Genomic DNA, 21,895 nt, shown 5'->3' on the forward strand with positions numbered 1-21,895 from the left:
AATCAGGGAGGAAGAGCGATGAATCACACAATCTGGGCGGACGTCAAAGTCCCGCCGATCAACCCCAACTTCGGCGCCCCATGGATGTCGGGTCTGCAGCTGCTCGTGTCGTATCTCCTGGCTACCGCGATCATCGTGGTCCTGCTCATGCTCATCGTCGCCATCAGCTCCCTCGCGGGCCAGACGATCGGCCCCGAGCGCGTGCGCACCTGGGCAGGCGAGAACGTCCTGCGGATCTTCATCGCCGCGGCCCTTCTCGGCTCTGTGTCCGGCCTGTTTCAGTGGTTCGTCGGGTTCAATTTCGGGTTCTGACATGCGCACCCCAGCCCGCTTCGCGATTGGAGCGGCGGTCATCACGGCCGCCCTCCTGACCCTCGCGGCCCCCGCGTCGGCGGCTCCCCCGGGATCTGCAGCGACGACCACGCGCATCGCACAGTCCGGGATGCGTCCCATGGATACGGTGACCGGTCAGCCGTGGTCTGCCCCGGCCTATCCGGTGAAGTGCGATCGCGAGCGCAACCTGATCTCCTGCACGCCGACCGATCCGCACGACGTGCGCGAGACCAACTGCTACCTGAACGTCTTCGTCAGTGGCACCGCGACGACGATCTGCTCGACCTACGACGGTCACGCAGCCGCGATCAAGGCCGCCGGCGGCAGTCCTGTCACGGTCGACTTCGGATGCCACATCGGCGATCTCGTCTGCGTGACGTTCGAGAACTGGGGACGGAGCGCCGCGCTGCTCGCGACCGCGCTGATGTTCTCGATCCTGGATGCCACGCGCTTCCAGGTGGGTGGAAGCCTGTGGAACGCGGCCGCCGCCGAGTGGTCGTTCTGGGCGTGGGCGACGCTGATCGTGCTGCTCGGGTCGATGATCTGGGCCATTACGGCCGCGGTCGTGTCCCGCGAACGAGACCAGCTCGTCGGCGCGTTGGTCCGCTCATTCATCGCAATCCCAGCAGTCCCGCTCACGTTCTGGTTGATCGGCCACCTGGTGCAGTCGATCGACGACCTCATGTCGGACATCATCGGCCGCCGCACCGGAATCTTCGGGCTCTTCTCCACGATGCAGTCCGTGATGTGGGCCGGCGGGCATGCGGGCTACGTGTTCGGATTCATCCTCTACGGCATCATCCTCATCGGGATGGTCCTGCTGCTCGCAGTATTCCTGTTCCGCAATGTGGCCCTCGCCGCGCTGATCATGGTCGGGCCGATCGCCTGGATGGTGTTCCCATCCCGCTCCGTCGGCCCGCAGTGGGTGGTTCGATACATCTCGGCAGTCGTCGTACTGCTCTTGACGGGGCCGTTGACGCTGTCGTTCTTCTCCCTCGTCGTCCGAGGCCTGGCGACCGTGAAGACGATCTGGGATCCGGCCTCGTGGCCGTACCTGGTCGGACTCGCGCTGATTGCGTTCGCCCCGTTCGCCGTGTTCGGCTTGTTCAGCTTCCTGGGCGCCGTCGCGGCAGATTCCCTCGGGTCTCGCCTCGGCGGGCACGCCGCAGCCATGGGAACCCGAACTGCACGCACCGCGGCATCCATCCCGACCCGGCTCGGCTCCCTGCCTGCAGGAGTACCCGCGGCACGGCGAGCGCCGACATCGCGAGCCGCCACGGGGGGACGCGGCCCTACTGGTCCGGGCGGGAGCGCCGGAAGCTCTGGCAAGCATGGGCCGTCCGGCAACGCCGCCAGTGGCAGTGGACGAACGAACGATTCCGCGTCCAAGAAGCCGACCGCCCAGGCATCCGCGCAGAAGCCAGCACCGCATTCGCCTACGCAGAGCTCCGCCGCCACCTCGCGGCGGTCTGCGCCCGCCCCGGCCGCCCCACGACCGCAGCCGCCGTTGCGGACGGTGCCGAAGCCTGAAGGAGGCTCGCGATGAGCACCAACGACGAGAGCATGCGCCCGGTCCGACTCCCCCGCCGATCCCGGCAAGGCGTCGTCATGGGCCTGGACGGCTGGCAGGTTCTGTGTCTGATCATCGCCGGGTTCGTGATGCTGACCGCGGTCCTGCGACTCGGCCCGCTCGGGTTCCTCGTGGCAGCACCGATCTATCTGCCGTTCGGGATCACCGCGCTGATCACCGTGCAGGGGTTCTCGGCTCCGCGGATGCTGGCCCTGTGGGTCTCGAAGCAGATCCGCCACGCGGTCGGCGCGACCACGCAGCAGTATCGGCCTGAGCACGTCCGGCTCGAGGGCACGATCAACCTGCCCGGCACCCGAGCCTCGCTTCGGATCTGGGAAGTCGACGGCATGGCCGCCGCCTACAGCCCGCACGACCGCACAGTGTCGATCACGGCGGAGCTCGAGGTGCAGGGGTTCTTGATGAAGGACACCCCGGAGCGGTTCGACCTGGCCGAGCAGTGGGCGAAGGTACTCGCGTCGTTCACCCAGCGCACCGGCATAAAGCGCGTCACCCTTCAGGAGCGCACCACCCCGACCACGATCCGTGCCGCCCGCGAGCACTACCGCGCCACCGCCACACGCCTCCACGTCGACCAGGACTCCCCCGCTGCGGTCAACTATCAGGAGGTGTTGGATGCAGCGGAACGGTTCGCGGTCGCGCACCGGAATTACCTGACCCTCACCCTTGACCTGGTCACCTTCGCACCGCAGCTGAAGGCTCTGGGCGGTGGTAAGGGGGCCATCCAGACGCTCGCGGCGATCGAAGCCGGGAACGTGTCCGAAGCTCTCGCCGCAGTGAAGGTGACCGTCCGTCGCTGGCTCACGCCGCGGGACATCGCTGCGCTCGCACGGACTGCGTTCGACCCGGAGTACCTGTCCACCGTTCAGGACCGTGACGGCGACACGGCGGGTGTCGATCTCTCGGGGATCGGGCCGATGTTCCTCGACGAACCGAAGCATCGCAACGGGATCGTCGTCACCGACTCCGGCGTGCACACCACCATGTGGATCCACGAGTGGCCGCGCTCGGATGCCGCGGTCGGGTTCATCTCTCCCATCGTGTTCGCACGCCACCCCGTGACCGGAGAAGCCGTCACCCACATCCTCTCGATCGTGCTCGCCCCGGTCCCGGTCGCGAAGGCGCTAAAGCGGATCCGGGATGAGAAGCGGGTCTGGCGCGGCAACGAGAGGCTGCGCGCCAAGCGCGGCGCCGACGGGTCCGCCGCCGACGAGGCCGACTGGAACGCCCTCGAAAAGCAGGAAGAAGAGATCGTCGCCGGGCACGGCGAGTTCCGGTACGGCGCCTACCTCACCGTCACCGCACCCGACGAGGAAGCCCTCGACCAGGCGGTCGCCGGCGTGCGCAACGCGCTCTCCCGCGCCGGGATGGAAGCCCAGATCCTGTACTGCCAGCAGGCCGAAGCGCTCATGGTGAACGCACTCCCGCTCGGGATGGGGATGAAGTGATGACCCGGCAGACCTTCACCATCACCCCGGCGCAGCAGTCCTCGGCCGACCGCCGCGCGACCCGCAAGCAGGTCGCCGCCGCCACCAAGGCGGAACGCCCCGCAAAGGGCGTGAAGCGCGAGCGTCGGCTGCCCGACCCCGCCGTTCCGGGCCCGTTCGGCCCGGGACTCGCCGACCGCTCCTACTGGAATCTGGCACAGGTGACCGTGCCGCCGCACCAGGCGACCTCGCAGCACCTCGCCGGGATCTACCCGTTCGTCGCCGATGCCGGCCTCGGTCATCGCGGCCCTGTCATCGGCGTCGACCTGAACGCGGACGCGCTTTGGCATTTCTCCCCCTGGGAGGCATATGCCGACACCACTGAGCGCGGGGCCTTCTCCACCAACATCCTCGTCCTTGGCGCGTACCGGTCCGGGAAGAGCGCCGTGATCAAGATGCTCACCAGCCGGTCGCTGCCGTTCGGGCACCAGGTCGTTTTGCCATCGGATTCGAAGGGTGAGTGGGTGAAGGTGGCCGAAGCGCTCGGCGGGTCGATCATCCGCCTCGGCGCCGGGAGCGCTGAACGCCTCAACCCCCTCGACCGGGGTCCCCGCCGCACCGGCACCACCGACGACCAGCACGAGCAGATGGTCGCGCAACGCCGCATCACCACCCTGACCTCTCTGATCGAGCAGACCCTCGCAGGCACCCGCCTGACCGCCGTGGAGCACGCGGCCGTGCACCTCGCCCTCGCCCGCGCAATCGGCACGACCGATGACCGGCCGACGCTGCGGGAGGTGCACCGGCAGCTCGAGGTCATCGCGTCAGGCGACACCGACGGAGACCCGGCGTTGGTGCCGGCTTCTGCGCAGCCCCGGTTCGTGCTGCGCCGGTTCGTGGACGGGGATTTGTCCGGGCTGTTCGAGGACGAGTCCACGGCCGCCTTCGACGAGGATGCCCCGATGGTCGTCGTCGACACCAGCGAACTGTTCGCCCGCGGTGACCTCGTCGCCCAGCTCACCCAGGTGTGCTCGACCGCGTGGATCCAGGCGGTCGTGTCCGACCGGGCGGCGCACCGCACCCGGTACGTGGTCCGCGAGGAGGGCTGGCGTGACATGACGTCGCTTGCCGCCCTGCAGATGTATCAGCAGTGGCTGAAACTGTCCCGGCACTACGGGATCAGCAACATCGTCATCCTGCACAAGATGGGCGACCTCGACACCGTCGGTGCCAACGGATCCCAGGAACGATCCCTCGCCTACTCGATCGCAGGCGACATCGAGAACAAGTTCATCTTCCACGTCAACCACCAAGAACGAGCCCCACTAGTCGACCGGCTCAACATCCCGCCCATGCACGCCGACATGGCCCGCCAACTCGGCCGCGGCCAGTTCCTCGCATACGTGGGCCAGTACTCCTACCTCGTCGATGCGTTCGCGACATCCACCGAGTGGGAGTACGACCTGTTCGCGACCGACGACGCGGTCCTCCCACTCGAGGCGGATGTGCCCGCGGTCATCGACCTGGCCGACAGGGTCGAGACCGCGTGGCCCGACCCCAACGACATCGCTGAGACGGATGTGAGCGTCGATGGATGGCTCACCCAGGAGAGGGGATCAGCATGAGCACCAGCACCAACCCAGGGCTGCGGGTCTTCGTCCACGGCGACACCGCGACGGTCATCGACGGTGACGGCGGCACCAGCACCGTCACGCCCGCAGGCGATCAGGATGTCCGCCAAGCTGTCGTCACGCACGCAGCGCGCCTTGCCCAGCAGTCCGGCGAGACCATCGAGCTCACCACGTCGGGCGATCGAGGGGCACACCACCTGCTCGTCGAACCAGACGGCCACATCCACCCCATCGAACAGCCCGCGGTGGATTTGCAACACGATGACGACCGAAACTCCGGTCGCGCGACGACGCCGCCCGCCGACTCTCGTCGTCCTGCCCTTACTCCGGAGGAACTCGAGCCGGCCGGAGAGAAGTCTGCAGAGGGTGACGGACAACTCGCGCCGCGGCTGGCCGCCGACGTCCCGAATGAGACGTCTACGGACCGGACATCGTTCATCAGCACAGGAACTCCCGCAGCGCTGGTCCCGTCGAGTGGGTTTCGCGGCTTCCTGCGCAACCTCGGCCTCGTTCGGACGCCGTCACCGGCGGATGTTGCCCGTCTTGAGCGGATCCGTCTGATCTCGGCCCAGTGGGCCGGGCCGCGGATGATCGCCGTCGTCAACGGGAAAGGCGGCGTTGGGAAGACCCCGACCACGGCCATGCTGGCAGCGGTCTACGCGCGCTACGGCGGCGGGTCAGTGCTCGCGTTCGACAACAACGACACCCGCGGGACCCTCGGGTGGCGCACCGAGCAAGGCACCCACGAAGCGACCATCACCGACCTGCTCGCTGCCGCACCTCAGCTGACGGCGGCGCCGACGAGCGCGATGGCCGCGTTCATCCACCACCAGACCGATGACCGGTACGACGTACTCCGGTCCAACCCGCGTGTGCTGTCGGCCGAGCAGCGCCTGACCATGCCGGAGTTCGACACCCTCGTCGGGACCGTCACCCGCGGCTATCGGCTGGTCGTGTTCGACTCCGGTAACGACGAGTCCGCCGACCGATGGCTGCGGATGGTCGACTGGGCAGGGCAGCTCGTCGTGCCCACCCTCGCTTCCCCTGAGTCCGCTGAGTCCGCCGCCCTTTTGCTTGAGGCGCTCGCCGCCCGCGACGAACGCTCCGCCATGCTCGCTCGCAATGCGGTCGTCGTCATCACCCTCGCCGAACCCACCGGCAATGCTGACGTGGCGCGGCTCGTCGCAACGTTCCGGGATCTCGCGAGGGCTGTCACGGTGATCCCGTTCGACCCCGCACTCAAGGCAGGAGCGCTCAGGTTTGGCACGCTGCGTCCGCGCACCCAACAGGCGTGGGTTGAGACCGCCGCGCACGCGGTGGAGAAGTTCTGAGGAGAAGTCTCATGGACACCCTTCTTGCCCAAGTCGCCGGCACAGTCCTCATGGTCGCTTCCGCGGCGGGGACGACGGCGACCTTGTACGGCCGCACGCGCCGCGGACCGGGCAGGGTCGCGGTCGCGCTCATCTGGCTCGCCCTCGGAACCACAGGCATCACCACCCTCGGCACCGGAATCGCGCCGCACGGGTCCTGGGCGATCGTCGCGGGTGCCGTCGTGACCGGCGGTCTGCTGGCGTGCGCGATCGTGCTCGGCGTCCTGCGCATGCAAGACCTAAAGGCGGCACGTCGCAGGGATGCCCTGCTCGGCGTCCCGCCCGTCGCACCCGTGCCGGCGGCTCGTCTGATCGTGACCCTCTCCGGCCTCGCCGCCCTGCTCATCTGCACCGGCCTATTCGTTCCCGGAGCTCTGGTGTTTGCGACCGCGGCCGGCATGCCGCCCGCCCAGCTCACACCCGGGTTGATGGTCGACATCCTCATCGCCACGCCGCTCGTCTGGGTCGCTATCGGGCTCACCGCATGGGACCGGTACGTCCAGCGCGCTCGCGACATGGAAGCCCTGCGGCAAGGAATCGAGACCCGGGTCGCGGACGCTGGAACCGCCGCCTACCGAGACGGCTTCGCGGCCGGGCGCGAAGAGGGATATCACCACGCCGCCTTCGGAACATCCTGGGAGTGACCGGCCATGATCGGCGGCGGATTCTGGATGAGGGCACTCGCCGTGCTGCTCGCAGCTGCAGGCGTCATTGCCCTTCTGACGGCGTTCACCGCTGAGCTCCTCACGTCCTGGGCCTGCGGCGCCCGCCCAGTGAGCTCTGGCCCCTACTCCGGGCTCATCCTCTTCATCACGGGGAATCCCGCGGTCTACAGTGCCCCGGCTGGATGCTCGATTCCCACGGTGCCGATCCGGATCGTCGACCTCATCCTCTCCTTTGCCCTCATCGCCGTGGCGATAGCCAGCTACCTCGCGTACCTGCGGTACCGCGAGTCGGATGCCGCGTTCCTCGCCGGCATCCGATCCCGGCCGGGGTTCGCCACCCGCACCGAGATTCGACAGCACCTATCCGCGGCCGCGGTGCTGAGACGCGCGAAGCAGCTGCGGCCCGGCCAGCACGGCGTGAAACCCGCCGACGTCGGCTGGCGCGTCGGCCGCGCCCACGGCACCGACGTGTTCGTGTCCATCGAAGACTCCGTCGCCCTCGAGGGACCACCACGTGCCGGAAAGGGGTACCGGGTGCTGATCTCGGCGATCCTCGACTGGGCGGGGCCCCTCATCACGACCTCGACGACGAACGACAACCTCACCGCCACCATGCGGATGCGTGAGAAGTGCGGTGAGGTGCGCGTGTTCGACCCGCAAGGACTCTCCGGCGTCCGTAGTGCCCTCCGGATCTCTCCGATCATCGGGTGCGAAGACGCTCTCGTCGCCGTGCAACGCGGGCAGGCTATCGTCACCGGCACCGCGTTGGGCACCTCCAGCACAAACCAGGAATGGGCCGACGTCGCCGGCACCGTCCTTTCCCGCCTCCTGCACGCCGCCGCCTTGTCCGGCCGCAGCGTTGCCGACCTGTACGAATGGGGATCCACTCCCGCCCTCGCTCATACCGCGGTCGACATCCTTCGGTCGGAAGACCGCGCCGCACCCGGCTGGGCGGATGGGCTCGAGGCGGTTCTCGCCGGAGACGAGAAACTCCTCTCATCCACCTGGTTCGGCGTGCAGTCCGCCGTTGCGCCGCTCGCGATCCCGCAGATCCGGACAGCGCTCATGCCCGCGCGTGGCTCCGGGTTCGACCCTCATGAGTTCCTGCAGGCCGAGAACACTCTGTACCTGATCGGGTCCGGCGCCGGAGCCGGTGCGATGGGCGGGTACCTGTCCGCGATCCTCGACGACGTCGTCGAAGTCGCACGCCGCCGGGCCCTCGCCTCCGAAGGCGCCAGGCTCCCACTCCCCCTCGGGCTCATCCTGGACGAGATCGCCAACATGTTCCGGTGGGCTGCACTCCCACGGGTCATGGCGGAGGGCGGCGGCCGCGGCATCTGCACCTTCGTCGTCCTGCAAGCCCTCTCCCAAGCCGAGACCGCCTGGTCCCGCGCGGAGGCCGACACCATCTGGTCCGCAGCCACCGCGAAAGTCCTCCTCGGCGGGGCATCCCACGTACAGCACTTGCGCGACATCGAAGCGCTCCTCGGCACGCGGGAACAGCACCGCACCGAACGATCCTGGAGCACCCGGCAAGCTGGCACCTCCATGTCGGAGCGCCACGACAGGTTGCCGCTGATGACCGTGGACGAGATCCGCCGGCTCCCCGCCGCAGCCGGACTCCTCGCCTACCGCAACCGCCGCGGCGTCCTCCTCGACCTCACCGGATGGGACGAACGACGGGACGCACGCCACATCAAGGCTGGCAAAGCCTCAGCCGAGACCGAGCAGCGCGGTGTCTTCGAATCCGACTATGCCGCCCGCTCCGCGATGCCGCGCCCGATCGGCGAGGAGGACCCGTCATGAGCAACCGGCGACGCCGCGCGTGGGGCAACTCCTACAGGACGGAGTATCTGCGATCTCGGATCTGGTTCCGGCGCCGGGACGCGTGGTTCGCGGAGACTCGCCGGCGCGGCATCCCGCTCGCCTGCGCCGCGTGCGGTCAGCCCGCGCCGCCTGGGCAGCTCGAGCTGCACCACGTCGACTACCGGCACGTAGTCCGCGCCGAGCACGGGTGGGTGTCCCGGGAGCGGCACGAGGACCTCGTCCCGCTGCACCCGCTCTGCCACGACCTGCTGCATCGGCTCATCGAACGAGACCGCGTTCTCGCCCGGATGCGCAGTCGACGCGACGCCTCAAATCTGGCACTCGCTCGGCTGCGGCAGAAGCTCGTCCGGTTGGGGGCCTCATGACCGACCAGCATCCCGAAGACATGCCCATTGAGGAGCTCGTTGCCTCGCTCCGTCTCGACGGGTTCGACCCATCCGACAGGGGCGGATCATCCGAGCCCCTCGGCGGACAACCGGTCAACTGGCGCGACTTGGATGGCAAGGACGCCCGAAAGACGTGGGACGACCTGCGGCAGTGGGTCGAGTGGGTCACCACCCGGTACGACATCCCCGAAGTCATCGTGCCCACATGCTGGTGGCGACACGGCGCCCTCGTCGAAGAACTCTCCGCTCTGCGCACCGCATGGGAAGCGGCCTTTGACCCCACCGATGCCGGGTTCGGACCCATCGGATGGCACGAGCGCTTTGCCATCGCCCGCCCTCGGCTGAAGGCCGCATACCCGGGCTCGTGCATCAACGGACACCGAGACCGCACCCCTCGCACGTGGAAGGACGCCACGGACGAAGGCGAATGGGACGCGTGGGTCGACCAGGCTCACGCCCGATAGCGCCCACGGGCGCTCCAACAGGAAGGAGTCGACACCATGTCGACCAAGATCCCCCTCACCATCGAGGGGAACCTCACCGCCGACCCCGAACACGGCACCGCAGAGTCCGGAGTCGAGTACTCCCGGTTCAGCGTCGCCGTCAACGACCGGCGCCTCGACGAGAACACCGGCCAGTGGGAAGACGCCGGCACCGTCTTCCACCGCGTCACGGCGTTCGGCCGCCAAGCCGGGAACGTCGCCGACTCGCTCCGCAAGGGGGACACTGTGCTCGTCTCCGGCGAGCTCAAGTTCGGCAGCTACGTCGACAAGCAGACCGGCGCCACCCGTGAATCACGAGAGATCCTTGCCGACACCGTCGGGGCATCCCTCAAGTACAACGCGGTGCAGGTCGACCACGCCCCTCGAGTGAGTGGCCCGGCAGCTGACGCCACCGGGCCATACGCCGCGCCGGTGTACGAGACCGACGCCAACCTCGCACGCTGAACTGGAACGAACAGCGCAACACCGCCAGGGTACGCGTGTCCCACCGGACGCGCGACCCTGGCGGTCGCTGCGTCACCCCTCGGCGCTCGGTTGGTCGACCGCGTTCGACCACACCCAGCATCGATACTCGACATCGCACGCAGTGAATCGAATCGCGACAGCTGAGTCGGTCCACATCACCGCCTCCGCGAAGTTCACCCGAAACGGCTCGGGACCAAACCGCACCCATGCGCGCACGACCTGCGGCCGCGGATTCTTGGTCAACGGCTGATAGTCGAGATCCAGCTCCTGCGGGCTCAGCGACTGCAGCGGCGCCTTCTTGGCGAGACGGGCGATGTACTTCTCATCGCCTACCCGGTCCACCTGGGCCGCGTATCGTCTGTTCGATCCCACGACGGAACGGTAACGGCGCCCTCCGACGTTTCGTCCTGGACCGTGCCGGCAGGATCCGTGCCTGGCCTGCGGTCACTCGGATCCCTACTATGTGGTCATGCTCCAGCAAACCGACCTCGCCGGGATGTTCTGGCAAGCCCTCCTCAATGGCGCCGTTGGGGTCTGGAACATGCTTCTCGCCAACCCATGGCTGCTCGTCCTGTTGGTTGGGATCATTGTCGCGAGGCTCGTACTTGAATTCACTCCTCGCCGGCGCCGCCGTCGCCGGTAGCTTGGTGAGATGCTGATCGGCCGCATCCGTCCCTCCGAAGTCCGCGAGTTCACGATCGAGGGCGACGATCTCGAGCAGGTACGCGCCGATGTCCGCGCAGCCGTACCGGCAGGCTGGGATCTCACCGACGCCCCCATCGAGATGGGCTAGGGTTTCACAAGCTTCACGAGCCGGGCGAAGATGGCGCGCCGCGACGAGCCCACCGACATCGAAGCCGACGATCTCGACGGGCTCCTCTCTCAGGTGCCCGACGGATACCAGCTCCTTAACGTTCGCGCGCTGTAGCCAACACCCCGCCTGCGCTTACGCACTGGTCGGCCCAGGTGGCCGAAGAGTACGCTCGCCCGCATGTATGGGGATCGCGTGGCGCGCTGGGATCGCGCCGTCGAGTGGCCGCTGACGATCGCTGCCGTCGTCTTCCTCGTCGCGTACGCGACGCAGATCCTCGCCCGGGAACGAGGCAGCGCGTCCGCGGTGGCTGAGGCAGTCGTATGGGTCACCTGGGGCATCTTCGCGATCGACTACATCGTCCGGCTCGTGATCACAGAAAACCGTCGCAGATGGTTCATCCACCACCTTCTGGACCTCGCGATCGTCATCCTGCCGATGCTGCGCCCGCTCCGGCTGATGCGCTTCCTCACGATCCTGGCAATCATCCAGCGCGGCGCCGGGTCGATGGTTCGCGGCCGCGTCATCGTTTACACGATCGGCGCGACCCTGCTCACGATCTTCGTCGCGGGCCTTGCCGTGCTCGATGCCGAGCAGGGCAACCACGGCCCCATCCAGAACCTCGGAGACGCACTCTGGTGGGCATTCGTCACCATCACCACCGTCGGATACGGCGACTATTTCCCCGTCACCTTCGAGGGCCGAATGGTCGCCGTTGGTCTTATGATCGGGGGAATCGCACTGATCGGCATCGTCACGGCGACCCTGGCGTCGTGGATCGTTGAAAAGGTCTCTGCGGAAGCCAAGACTGCCGCCGCAACTCAGCAGCAGGTCGAGGACCTGCGTACTGAAGTCGCCGAGCTCAAAGACCTACTCCGGGAAAGCCTGACGTCCAAGCAGACCCGCGAATCGGATATTGCTTAATAGCGACGGCAACGATGGTAACGATCATGGCGAGCTGTCAATAGGCTCGGCAGATGAAAGAGGCATGAAAGGGCAACCGGGGACCGACCCTTTTATCGACCGCGCTACCCAATTCCGCCGATGAACGACCCGCGTCTGGTCATTGCAGCCGCATTCCGTGCCAATGCCTCATTGTCATTTGACGACTCCCGTGCGGCCCGCCGCAGCTCAGCTTTGGCCATTTGTGTGGAGTCGTCGATAGTGGCCTCGATGCTTCCGCGGAGTAGGCACTTTGCGATCTCCGCTCGGGCCTCACGTTCTGACCGCGCCACGACAATGACTTCGTTCTCGTCGCGTCCGCGCGTCATGCCCACGTAGAGCCCGGCTGCATCGACTCCGGGTCCGACTGCCGCGAAGTTGGTTGTTTCCCCCTGGATGCCGTGGACGGTGGACGCGTAGGCGAGATGGACGTGCTCGCAGACGTAGTCGCGCGTCACAGTTCGCACGTCCCCGCTGTCCCTGGTGGAGGCCAGGAGAACCGATGTCGCATTGATCCGGGCGACGGTCCAGGTCGCGCGATTCTCCACCCCGGAGGCGCGGTCGTTGCGCCTGGTTTGCACGATGTCGCCGACGAGGATCCGCTGGTCCCCTAGACCTAGCGCGACACGATCCTGCCGAAGCTGACCGAGCTCCAGACGTTTGTGCTGGATCGCTTCGCTGACCGCGTCCGCCTCCGCGTTTGTCGCTGTCACGAGTGCGACCCGGCGACCCGCTCCGGCGTGCTCGAAGTAGGCGTCGACCATCGCCTCCATTGCGGCATCCTCGCTGTCCACACGCCGGACGTGCCCCGTGCGTGCGAGTTCGGTCGCGACCGCGGCGGCCTCTTCCACGCCGGCGGGTTGCCGCATGCGGAGGGTGAGGGCGGCATACTCCGGATCGTGGAACCGGTGTACGTCCGACAGTTCGACGACGGCTCCGGAGCGGCGTGCCATGCACGCCATCGCGCCGGAGTGCCCGACAGGCCTTGCCTGCAGGTCGTCCCCGACCATTGCGAGTCCTGCGCCCGTGTCGGCTGCGACCTGAGCGAGCGCGTTCGCGGTGTTCAGGTCCACCATTCCGCTTTCGTCGACGACGATCCGGTCGCCGGGTGCGAGCGGGTACCGGGTCGGGCCGTTGTAGGTGATCCCTGTGGCCTGGTCGATGTCGCCCGGGTGGAGTCGTGTCCAGACCTCGTTGCCGGCGGCATCGGTGCCGTATCGCCAGCCGTGATCGACCAGGAGAGCATGCAGGCTGGATGCTTCGGCCCCGATCTCTCGTTGCGCGACGGTCGCGGCTTTCTTCGTGGGCGCGACCACGACCATGCGTCGCTGCTGCCGGGCCAGAGCTGCATGCGCGACGCGCAGCATCGTCGTCTTCCCGCTGCCGGCCGGGCCAACGACGGTGACCAGACGATGCGTGCCGCCGATCACCGCCGCGGCATCCGCCTGGCCCTGATCCAACTTGACGTTCTCGAGGACCTCCGCCGACAGTCGCTGGATCGCGTCGGGAGGGATGTCCACGCCGGGCCGGTTCAGCTCGTCGAACCGGGTCGCGAGGTCGAGTTTCAACGCCGCCGTGCGCGCGGACATGAGGTGCTTGATGTGGGCCGGCACATCCTTCTCGTCGTGCAGGACATCGACCGTGTCCAGGAGCGCGCGGGCGGCGACATCGTTGATGACCTCCTGCAGCATCGCCCGGTCTTCGGATGCTCCGGACGCGGCGACCGCACGCATCGCCCCGGCGAGGATGTCGTACCGGCTGAACCGACCGCCCGTCCCGGTCGACCGCTGATCGGCGTCCACCACAGCACGCGCCGCCAGCAAGTCCCGATCCAAGTCCGCAACCGGAACCCGCGCGGACTCGATCACGGCCCGGGGCTGCAGCACAGTCGGGTCGAGGGCCAAGAGCTCATCCCGGGTGAGGTCCTCCCAGGATGTCTCGTCGAGGTCGTGCGGTTTGTTGGGTCGGTCGGCGGCCCACGCCCACCGGTCGATCCGGTTCAGCACATCATGGCTGGGTTCCTGACCGGGATGTCCGGCCCGCCATCTCGCCAAATGGGTGGCCTTGTTCGCTTCGATCTGGGTCGACCGGCGCGAGAGCGGCCGTACCAGGTGCGCGAGCTGCGCGATTTCCCCGTCCTCGTTCAGGGTGTAGCCGTGGCGGGAGAGCGCGGTGATCCATTCCGGGTCGGTACGGGCGGCGAGCTCGCCTTCGGCGTTGATCACGGTGTGCAGTTTCATCGCGACCCGGGAGTCCACGTTCGACCACTGCCCGTCCTGTCCCTGGACCTTGACGTTCAGCCACAAGTGGCGGTGGATGTGCGGATCCAACGCCCGGGACCGACGGTGCTGCAACTCGACAACCTCGACCCGGTGCAGGGCCTCGCGGATCCGTCCGCCGGCACCGCGGCGCGCATTCAGCTGCCGCTGCCAGGTGAGGATGATGCGGGTACGAAGACGGTCCTGCAGCGCCTCGAATTCAGATGCCAGATCCTCGTCGATCAACACGGCCAGGCTGAACGACTTGGGAGCATTGATCGTCCCGTCCAACACCAGATCGGCATCGGGCGAGTCGAGGTGCCGACCTCGGTGCTCTCCGGTCTCTGGGTCGTCGCCGTTCAGCCATGCCTCGAGCGTGACCGGGTCGAGTCTGTCCGCCTGGATGGACCCGTCGCTGACCGTGTACCGGACGACGTCGCCGTCGCCGCTGTAACTCGCGAGCCCGTCAACGCCCGAAGGCCGATCGAGGTGGGAGTCGCAGGTGCCGTCGAACGCATAGCCGAGGGCCTGACGGACCCCGTGCGACCCGAGCCCGCGCTTCCAGCGCTCCAGTCCCCCGCGCATCTCCCGAGGCTATCGCGGCACGGCGTAATTCCGTCACGGTTACGCGCGTGTCACTCAAAGTGCCTGCGTGCATCAGTCTCTGACTCACGCCTCGACGGGTCCGGTGTGTGCCCCGCGAGCGGTCCGAATCATCTACCGTCCCTCGTCAAATAGCGCTGGGTATATTCCGTGCGTCGGAAGTGCATGCACTTCGTCCACGCCCGACCCTCCGGTTCCATCGGAGGGTCGGTCCAGCGCGGGTAGCACAGCTGTGCGCAACCTCGCGGCCACTCCCGCTGAGCGTCGGTCACGGACGTGCGCCGACGTATGACGAGCCCCTGCGGTGCTCAGATCGGGAGATAACGCCGAGCACAGCAGGATCTTGGGATCCAAGATTTCCTAACCGCGCGGACAGCTGGCTCTGCACTGGACTAAGCCGGTCGCCTCGACTCAAGCCGCTGCAGCAACAAAGTTCCTTCGGCCGAGGGGTATCGCTGCACAGACTCTCTCGCCGGTTCGAGCAATGCAAGCAGACTCTGAGGGCTAATGCGAACCTCCTCCAAAGCCCAGTGCAAGACCGCCATCACGGCTTGCTGCGCTGACTTCGACTCTACGAATCCATCGCGGGCTCGTCCGTACAGACGACGCCCAGCCTCGACATCGCCCCGGCGGAACGCAATAAGACCTCGCGTAGCCTCAACGGTGTGAGCCTCATCGGGATTGTCGAGCAAACCGATCCCGGCCAAGTATTGCTCTGCTTCATCCAGCCGTCCAAGCTGCGCAGCCGCGAACGCTGCGTTGTTTCGCAGCGCACCATCGCCGGGATTCACACGCAGACCAACCTCTGTGACGCGGAGCGCGGCCTCATAGTCCTCGAGTCCGACAGCGGCGATAAACGACGTCGTCAGCGCGGCAGCCTGCGAGAAGGACTGGTCCGTCTGCCACAGAATCCCGGCATTGAATCCTTCCTCCCATGCACCGCTCCTGACATGGGCGCGGACCTGTGCCTCGTAGGCGCCCTGCAAGGAGCTGCGGTCGAGGCCGAGGTCAAGGTCGAGTTCATCTGATGCCCAGGTGGCTTGCGCGAGAGTGTTGTCGTTGGGCACCTCCAGCGAGTCCGAAAAGAGCTGACGCGCTCGCGTGCGCTTGCCAGAAAGTACTTCGAGCGTGCCAAGCTCACTTGTGAGTTCCGAGGTGTCGGCCGGTGAGAATCCACCGAGAGCGAGGAGTTCTCGAGCAGACCGAACGTCCGCACGACGGTCCGCGAGTCCAGCGAGGGCCAGGGAGGATGCCATCACCCACGGGTCGTGACGGTGGAGATTCTCGGACGTAAGCGCCCAGTAGCCGAGATCTGGCTCGTCGAGAGTTGCAAATAGCGTTGCGGCTCCGCGCACAACGAACCGGTTGGTAGGTCCCAGCTGGAGTGCCCCAAACATTTGACGTCGAGCCTGCTGGTGGTTTCCGAGAAGCAGGTGAGCCAGCGCCAGGTCGACGCGTGCAACAGCATCACGCGGCCGATCAATAAGTCGTCGGCGTAGCCGAGGTATCGCGGTCTGGGCTCGCTGCTTCGCATCCTGAACGAATGGTGCGGTCGATCCCGCTCCGCTGCGACTCTCGTCCTGTGCGACGCTCCTCGCCCAGTCCCTAAGAACCGGGTCCCGCGTAATGGCAACTAAACGCTCAGCGACGCTCTGCCGCTCGATGGTGGACCGGCCTGACGAGATCAGCGCGCCGAGGTAATCTGCGATGACCCACTCGTTGTCACTGCGGTCGGCCTCAGTCCGGAGGGCGCTGATGTCGGGCGGGGGCCTGTCGGCGGGCCTGCGCAGAGACTGAAGACCCTTCCCTCGCGTTGATCGCTGAAAGGATCGCCAGCGTGGTACGACCTGTCGTTCTTCGCTGAGAGAGTTCGTGCTCATGCGCCGATTCCCCTGCTGAGTCGGCGGCTGGACAGATCAATGGCAGTAATTACACGGTCGAGCGCGAAGGGGTTCCCGTGCTTCTGGCGGCGGGCTACTGGATGGCCCCGGCGCGTCGCATCGGGCTCACACAAGTAGCCGATCATTTCTCGCAACTCGTGCGCAAATGCGCCCGAGCGCGAGGACTCGATCTCGTCAAGTACCGCACCGTAAGCGTCATTGAGATAGGGTAGGACCGCTTCATAGTCGTCACCCCATTGACTCCAGTGATGGGCCGGGTCCAGCTTCTCAGTGAGCCACGTATTGATCGTCCTGCCGGTGAACATGAATGCTGCGAGACTACCCAACTGATAGAGGTCAGCAGCGTATCTGCGAGTTCTCTCGTCGGGATAAACGTGTTCGTACTGCTGCTCGGGCGGCGCATAGTTTCCATCGCCCGGTCGTGGGAGTAGGTCGAGAGCACTCGGAGCGTCCGCACGAAAGGCTCTTCCAAGGTCTCCGAGCTTGCCCGTCGCACGCCCATTGGGTAGTTCCGGAAAGACGAGAAAGTTCGACGGCTTCAGATCCTGATGGGAAACTCGAATTGAATGCAATTGTCGCAGGCCCAGAGCCATGCTGTGCAGGTATTCCAGCTTGATGACGTCATCAACCTTGTCCGCGAGTGCGAGCGCATGCCTCACATCGTGGGTAGCGAGTTCGAATACAATATAGGACACGGACCCGATGACGTATCCAGGAAGCTGAATTTCTCCGTGGTCAATTGCGACGACAACGTTCGCAAGACGCCTCTCGCCACACATGATACATAGATCTCGTTCGGCCGCGAACTGAGTGGTGAGGTCTTTGAGTGCGTCCACTACATTGAATGATGCGAACGCATAAGCCAGATTCAGGACCTTCAGAAATCCTTGCGACCCATCCGCCTTACGCACCGGATATGACACGCTAAAGATGCCGCCTGTCGCCTCGGCGTCGGGCACGCGAAGTGGCCCGACGAGCCACCCATTCGGCAGCGTCTGCCCTTCAAGGTGCAACGCCGCATTCGCATTTGAATCCATATGCAATCCTTATCCCCAGTACCGCATATCCACCGCCATACACCAGCTCGCCGCCGATTCGACAGGCGACGCGTTCGTAGACATCAAAGAGCTCGGGCCGTAAAGCACGTCCTCGTATCACGCCGCGCGCCACTCACTCCTCAGCAGTCTATCCACGTCGCCGATGCGAGCGCCGCTACATTGGTTGGATAGACGAACCGCGGCTGGGACCTCTCACTAAGGATGCGATCGCGACGTCAGCGCGTCGGCCGCGGCACCTCTGGGTACGCCAACGGTTCGGAGCGCTCGAGTTCGCTCATGCCACGGCGAAGGCGGGCCTCAAGTTGCGCCCGAGCTGCGGAGTTCGCGGGGAGAGGAAGGTGAGGGATGACGTCCGCGAGAGCAACCCGGTGCAGCTCCATCAGCGCAGCTGAGCGCGAGCGTCCGTCACCGGTGAGACGCCGAAGCTCGCTGATCCAGGCCGCCGCCCGCCGGCTGGAGAGGGGAGCGTCGCGGATGCGGCGCGTTCCGAGGACCGCTTCTCGTACGGAGTTCACTCGATAATCACGTCCGTCGGCGGAGATCAGAACGATGTCGGTGTCCTCACTCAATCCCGTCAGGACCATGTCCATGACAGCCATGTCCGTTTCGACGCTACGCACCAGGGAATGATCCGCAACCGCCTGATCGGGATTGCGGCGTGACTCCCTCGAGTACGCAGCGAGCAGGCTCTCCGCTCTCGATACAGCCACGGCCACAACACGTGCCTTGTAGCCGTCCTTCGCAAAGGTATCGAGCGCGGAGAGCACATCGGCCGCGGACCGGAAAGAGTCCTCTATGACGACAGAAACTCGTTGCTTCTTCGCGTGGGCGAGAGCCGCAGCCATCCATTTTCGGATCTGCGTCGCTGCCTCCGGGCCCGCGGTGAACGGCGCAAGGTCTTCCGATCGTAATACCAGTGCCCGTCCCGCCTGCGTCTCGCGTAGTTGAGCTACCGCGCGTGACTTGCCTGCCCCCATCTGCCCAAGCAGGATAGTGAATTCGGGTCGCGCGAGGCCGCTTGCGACATCGTCAAACAGAAATGGACGGACCTCGTCGTCAAAGATGGTGGGCGTGGCATCAGTCATCGGGATAGACCTCTGCGCGAAGTTCGATCAAGCGTTGTGCAATTCGGCGAGTTTGCTCGTCGATCGCGCTGCGGTCAAAGCCATCTACGGCCAGCGTCTCGTGCCGCAGATTGCTTGCCTCGGCACGAGAGTCCTCGGCATCCTGGCCTCCCCGTCGCGCTCTGTCGATCAGCAGCGTCTGGGTTTCGACGGCGAGATCGCGCATCTCCTCGTACGCGACGATGTCGTCGGGGCGCCAGGCGGACTGCACTCGCGCATCGTCCGCCATGCCTGCCTCCGAAATCGACTCTCGGTGCAGTCTAAGGCCGGCCCAAGTCTCCTCGCCGGCGGCGTTCCGCGGCCGCTACATGTCGGGCGATGGCAGCCTGGGGTCCGGTCGACCTGCCCCCACCCCTCCGTGCGTCTCGCACGCGCGGCGTCAGAACCGTCTTCTTCTTCTAACACGTAGCCAGCGAGCGATTGGCCGAGAGCGCGGGCGAGCTGTTCGAGTGCCTGCGCGAGCCCGTAGCCAACGGCGGTCTTCAGGTTCCCGAGCACTTGGTAGACGGCCGGTGCAGGGATACCGCCGTCGGGCGCGATGGTGGCGTGGTTGATGGCCCGGATCGATTCGTACGCGTCGTCCGCATCCTGCACGATCCGGGGCGTCTCGGCGTTGGACATCGCGTTACCCGGCGATGCGCTGATTGAGCTCGTTGTAGGTGGTCTCCGCCGTGATGGGCCGGTCGGGGATGGTGTGCGCGCGGTTGAGGTACATGCGCAGCAGCTCGCACCCGAGTCGTGCCGGCAGATCCTGGATCGGGGTTCCGATGCGTTCCGCGGCGTGCTCCGCTGCGGTCCACGCCCAGATCACCTGGTACTTGGTCAGTTCGTGGCACTCGAGCCCGTACGCGGCCGTGATGATTCGCTGCGCGATCGCGGCCAGCTCGACCGGTGTGGGCGTGATATCGATGGTGTCCATGATGGGTTCCTTCCCTGCTCGCGCCTTTCGGCACCTGCCGATGCACGCGACCGTGCACGGCTGTCCGGGGTGCGGCGGATGCCGCATCGCGCAGCGACGCGAAGCGCCCTTGACGGGCGGGCACGGACGCGTATCCTCTCGTAGCCGAAAGACCCGCTTGCCGACGCGATCGCGACGTGAGTCGCGGCCAGCGAGCTACTACTCGCTGCGGTCTTTGGATTCGGCCGACTCGAGGGTGTAGAGGTCGCGGATGAACAGGTGCTTGTCCTGTTCGGGATCGATGATCAGCAACCGGATGCGGTCGCGGAACCCGATTTGCAGCCCGGTCGAGAGGTTGGCGAGGGGTTCCATGCACCAGTCGATGTCGTCGACGAGCACCCAGCCGGGGACGTCGCTCGCCTTGGCCGGGTAGTAGGTGAATGACGCGTACGCGACGCGCATGATGGTCGCTTCGATCTCGGACCTGTCGAGCTTCATGCGTACCTTCTGAGGGTCGGGCCGGCGCTGCCATCCATGGTGTTGTGTCCATCATGAATGTCATCCATCGGATGTGGCCGGATATTTGGCGGATCATCGTCCCAGTCCTGACGAGGATGGGGCGGGTTGGGGTTGGTTCGGAGCGGCGAGATCGGCGGTCGGCGAGCGTCGGCGCGGGCCGGCGATGCGGAGCCGGTCGTTCACCGCGCGGGCGATGGCGTCGACGCGATCTCGATGAGCTGCGCGACGTTGCTCGGCGTGGATGCGGTCCTGCAACGCATTACGGTGCCGCTCGACGCGTTCGCGGAACTCGGGGTCGTCGCGGAGGCGGTGTCGAAGCCGAGCACGCGCGGACTCGGACTCCCATGCATCCAGCAGCGCGGGCGGCGTCGGATCAAGTCGATGCTGGGGGCCGTCGGGAATCCTCACATGTGACCAGTCACGCGCGAAGAACTCGTCCGCACTCCCCGCATCGGTCCGCCTGTCGTCAGGCGTGCGGCGGTGGATGCGTCGAGGCGGCAGCCCAACTTCGCGACGACGCCGTTCACGGGCCTCCCACCGCTGGGTGGCTTCCCGGTGCCGTGCCTTGTTTTCCGGCTTGGCGCGCCATGCGGCGCTTGTCGCGGCGATCCGGTCTGGATGCGCCTGCCGGTACTTCTGCTGCCGCTTCTGCTGCACCGACGGGTCTGTCAGATGGCGCTCCTTCGCCTTCGCGAGGATCTTCTCCTTGTTGCGGTGGTAGTAGTCGCGGCTCGCCTTGCGACGCTTCTCAAGGTTGTTCTGGACCCAGCGCTCCTTCGTCGCGCGGGCGCGCTCTGGGTTATCCGCCTGCCACTTAGCGACACGAGCCAGATCTGCGCGGCGCCGCGCATCTCTGTCCCTGCCCTCCTGGAGGTGCTTCTGCCGTGTCGCTTCCCGGGCGCGACTACGCGCGGCGGCTTCGTGGGCAGTGATCTCACAGCGGTTGAACGCATCCGCAGCACGAGCCCGCCGACAGTCCTCAGTCCAGGCATCGAACAGTCGCGCGGGTGTTCGTTCTCTGTCAGACGCCTGGGGTTCGGTCTCGCCTGGGTCACCTGGCTCTCGCAGGTCGCCGCGCTCCCCCTCAAGCTGCGTGAGCTCCTTCGCGCTCCGGAAGCGGCGGAAGAATCGATCGGCCGCGTCCTGACCCGAGCCCTCTCGGTCCGCCGCGCTCCCGGGCGAGTCGCTACGGCGACCCTCCGAGGTGGACGCGCGGCGCCCGCTGGTGGATGACGTGCCGAGACCCGAGGAAGCCGGCATCGGATCACCACCCACCAACGGACGCAGCATCAGTCAGCCCTCCTGCCCCGGGCCGGTACCGTGTCGCGCCGTGCTCTCGAGCCACTCGATGACCTCATCGAGCACGTACAACACGGACTTTCCGACCTTCCGGTACCGAGGCCCGACGCCTCCGTGCCGCCAGTACGCGAGCTTTGCCTTGCTCAGCGTCGGCAGCGCTTCCGCCAGCTCGTCCGGCGTCAGGTACCGGTGCGCCAGCTGGGTTTCGATGTCGGTGTCCATCCTGCACCTCCATGTGCGTTACTTCGTCACCCTTTGACATCGGTCTACTCGCTGTGTTTTACTTT

General features: G+C 66.4%; 23 protein-coding genes. 13 read left to right on the forward strand and 10 right to left on the reverse strand.

Annotated elements, in window-relative coordinates; all coding sequences use genetic code 11:
* Positions 1-18 precede the first annotated feature (18 nt).
* The 10 genes from LK09_RS08160 (at position 19) to LK09_RS20690 (ending at position 10,174) form a co-directional block, all read left to right on the forward strand.
* Positions 19-312 (forward strand): hypothetical protein, encoded by a 294-nt coding sequence (locus LK09_RS08160; protein WP_039397743.1) that lies wholly within the window; start codon positions 19-21, stop codon positions 310-312.
* A gap of 139 nt (positions 313-451) precedes the next feature.
* The gene (locus tag LK09_RS08165; RefSeq protein ID WP_039397745.1) at positions 452-1,879 is read left to right on the forward strand and encodes a hypothetical protein; all 1,428 of its coding nucleotides are present in this window, start codon (positions 452-454) and stop codon (positions 1,877-1,879) included.
* On the forward strand, positions 1,876-3,369 hold the full coding sequence (locus tag LK09_RS08170) for an SCO6880 family protein (protein ID WP_039397747.1): 1,494 nt from the start codon (positions 1,876-1,878) through the stop codon (positions 3,367-3,369). The genes LK09_RS08165 and LK09_RS08170 overlap by 4 nt, the downstream gene beginning before the upstream one ends.
* Positions 3,369-4,973: a hypothetical protein gene (locus LK09_RS08175; protein WP_052226535.1), complete on the forward strand. Its 1,605-nt coding sequence runs from the start codon at positions 3,369-3,371 to the stop codon at positions 4,971-4,973. Before LK09_RS08170 ends, LK09_RS08175 begins: the two co-directional genes overlap by 1 nt.
* Positions 4,970-6,310, forward strand: coding sequence for a MinD/ParA family ATP-binding protein (locus LK09_RS08180; protein WP_039397750.1), 1,341 nt, complete (start codon positions 4,970-4,972; stop codon positions 6,308-6,310). Before LK09_RS08175 ends, LK09_RS08180 begins: the two co-directional genes overlap by 4 nt.
* 11 nt (positions 6,311-6,321) lie before the next feature.
* Positions 6,322-6,993, forward strand: a complete 672-nt coding sequence (locus LK09_RS08185; protein WP_039397752.1) for a hypothetical protein — start codon at positions 6,322-6,324, stop codon at positions 6,991-6,993.
* Between the two features lie 27 nt (positions 6,994-7,020).
* A complete protein-coding gene (locus tag LK09_RS08190; protein ID WP_082008156.1) occupies positions 7,021-8,820 on the forward strand; it encodes a type IV secretory system conjugative DNA transfer family protein in 1,800 nt (599 codons plus the stop codon).
* Positions 8,817-9,206 carry a hypothetical protein gene (locus tag LK09_RS08195; protein WP_052226536.1) on the forward strand — a complete coding sequence of 130 codons (390 nt, stop codon included), beginning with the start codon at positions 8,817-8,819 and terminating at the stop codon, positions 9,204-9,206. The genes LK09_RS08190 and LK09_RS08195 overlap by 4 nt, the downstream gene beginning before the upstream one ends.
* A complete protein-coding gene (locus LK09_RS20685; protein ID WP_052226537.1) occupies positions 9,203-9,691 on the forward strand; it encodes a hypothetical protein in 489 nt (162 codons plus the stop codon). Before LK09_RS08195 ends, LK09_RS20685 begins: the two co-directional genes overlap by 4 nt.
* Before the next feature lie 36 nt (positions 9,692-9,727).
* The gene (locus LK09_RS20690; RefSeq protein ID WP_052226538.1) at positions 9,728-10,174 is read left to right on the forward strand and encodes a single-stranded DNA-binding protein; all 447 of its coding nucleotides are present in this window, start codon (positions 9,728-9,730) and stop codon (positions 10,172-10,174) included.
* 72 nt (positions 10,175-10,246) lie between these two features.
* Here the strand turns inward: LK09_RS20690 and LK09_RS08210 are convergent, their stop codons facing one another.
* On the reverse strand, positions 10,247-10,567 hold the full coding sequence (locus LK09_RS08210) for a hypothetical protein (RefSeq protein ID WP_039397754.1): 321 nt from the start codon (positions 10,565-10,567) through the stop codon (positions 10,247-10,249).
* Between the two features lie 97 nt (positions 10,568-10,664).
* Between LK09_RS08210 and LK09_RS21420 the strand changes: the two genes are divergently transcribed.
* From LK09_RS21420 to LK09_RS08220, 3 genes are all read left to right on the forward strand, one after another.
* On the forward strand, positions 10,665-10,838 hold the full coding sequence (locus LK09_RS21420; protein WP_156138681.1) for a hypothetical protein: 174 nt from the start codon (positions 10,665-10,667) through the stop codon (positions 10,836-10,838).
* A gap of 9 nt (positions 10,839-10,847) precedes the next feature.
* Positions 10,848-10,988 (forward strand): hypothetical protein, encoded by a 141-nt coding sequence (locus LK09_RS21425; RefSeq protein WP_156138682.1) that lies wholly within the window; start codon positions 10,848-10,850, stop codon positions 10,986-10,988.
* A 198-nt stretch (positions 10,989-11,186) separates the two neighbouring features.
* Entirely contained in the window at positions 11,187-11,930 is a 744-nt protein-coding gene (locus tag LK09_RS08220) for a potassium channel family protein (protein ID WP_039397756.1), read from the forward strand.
* Positions 11,931-12,034: 104 nt separating this feature from the next.
* Here the strand turns inward: LK09_RS08220 and LK09_RS08225 are convergent, their stop codons facing one another.
* The 9 genes from LK09_RS08225 to LK09_RS08260 form a co-directional block, all read right to left on the reverse strand.
* A complete protein-coding gene (locus tag LK09_RS08225) occupies positions 12,035-14,791 on the reverse strand; it encodes an AAA family ATPase (protein WP_039397758.1) in 2,757 nt (918 codons plus the stop codon).
* A gap of 410 nt (positions 14,792-15,201) precedes the next feature.
* Positions 15,202-15,600, reverse strand: coding sequence for a hypothetical protein (locus tag LK09_RS22220; protein ID WP_407939158.1), 399 nt, complete (start codon positions 15,598-15,600; stop codon positions 15,202-15,204).
* Positions 15,601-16,685: 1,085 nt separating this feature from the next.
* The gene (locus LK09_RS21115; RefSeq protein ID WP_082008124.1) at positions 16,686-17,747 is read right to left on the reverse strand and encodes a protein kinase domain-containing protein; all 1,062 of its coding nucleotides are present in this window, start codon (positions 17,745-17,747) and stop codon (positions 16,686-16,688) included.
* A 236-nt stretch (positions 17,748-17,983) separates the two neighbouring features.
* Entirely contained in the window at positions 17,984-18,853 is an 870-nt protein-coding gene (locus tag LK09_RS08235; RefSeq protein WP_082008125.1) for a zeta toxin family protein, read from the reverse strand.
* Positions 18,846-19,121 (reverse strand): hypothetical protein, encoded by a 276-nt coding sequence (locus LK09_RS08240; RefSeq protein WP_039397764.1) that lies wholly within the window; start codon positions 19,119-19,121, stop codon positions 18,846-18,848. The genes LK09_RS08235 and LK09_RS08240 overlap by 8 nt, the downstream gene beginning before the upstream one ends.
* A 396-nt stretch (positions 19,122-19,517) precedes the next feature.
* Positions 19,518-19,811: a hypothetical protein gene (locus LK09_RS08245; protein WP_039397766.1), complete on the reverse strand. Its 294-nt coding sequence runs from the start codon at positions 19,809-19,811 to the stop codon at positions 19,518-19,520.
* A 198-nt stretch (positions 19,812-20,009) separates the two neighbouring features.
* Entirely contained in the window at positions 20,010-20,288 is a 279-nt protein-coding gene (locus LK09_RS08250) for a hypothetical protein (protein WP_039397768.1), read from the reverse strand.
* A 93-nt stretch (positions 20,289-20,381) separates the two neighbouring features.
* Positions 20,382-21,599, reverse strand: a complete 1,218-nt coding sequence (locus LK09_RS21435) for a hypothetical protein (RefSeq protein WP_156138684.1) — start codon at positions 21,597-21,599, stop codon at positions 20,382-20,384.
* Positions 21,600-21,602: 3 nt separating this feature from the next.
* Complete coding sequence (locus tag LK09_RS08260) at positions 21,603-21,830, reverse strand: helix-turn-helix transcriptional regulator (RefSeq protein ID WP_052226540.1); 228 nt, start codon at positions 21,828-21,830, stop codon at positions 21,603-21,605.
* Between the last annotated feature and the right edge of the window lie 65 nt (positions 21,831-21,895).

This window comes from Microbacterium mangrovi (genome assembly GCF_000802305.1).
Taxonomy (GTDB): domain Bacteria; phylum Actinomycetota; class Actinomycetes; order Actinomycetales; family Microbacteriaceae; genus Microbacterium; species Microbacterium mangrovi.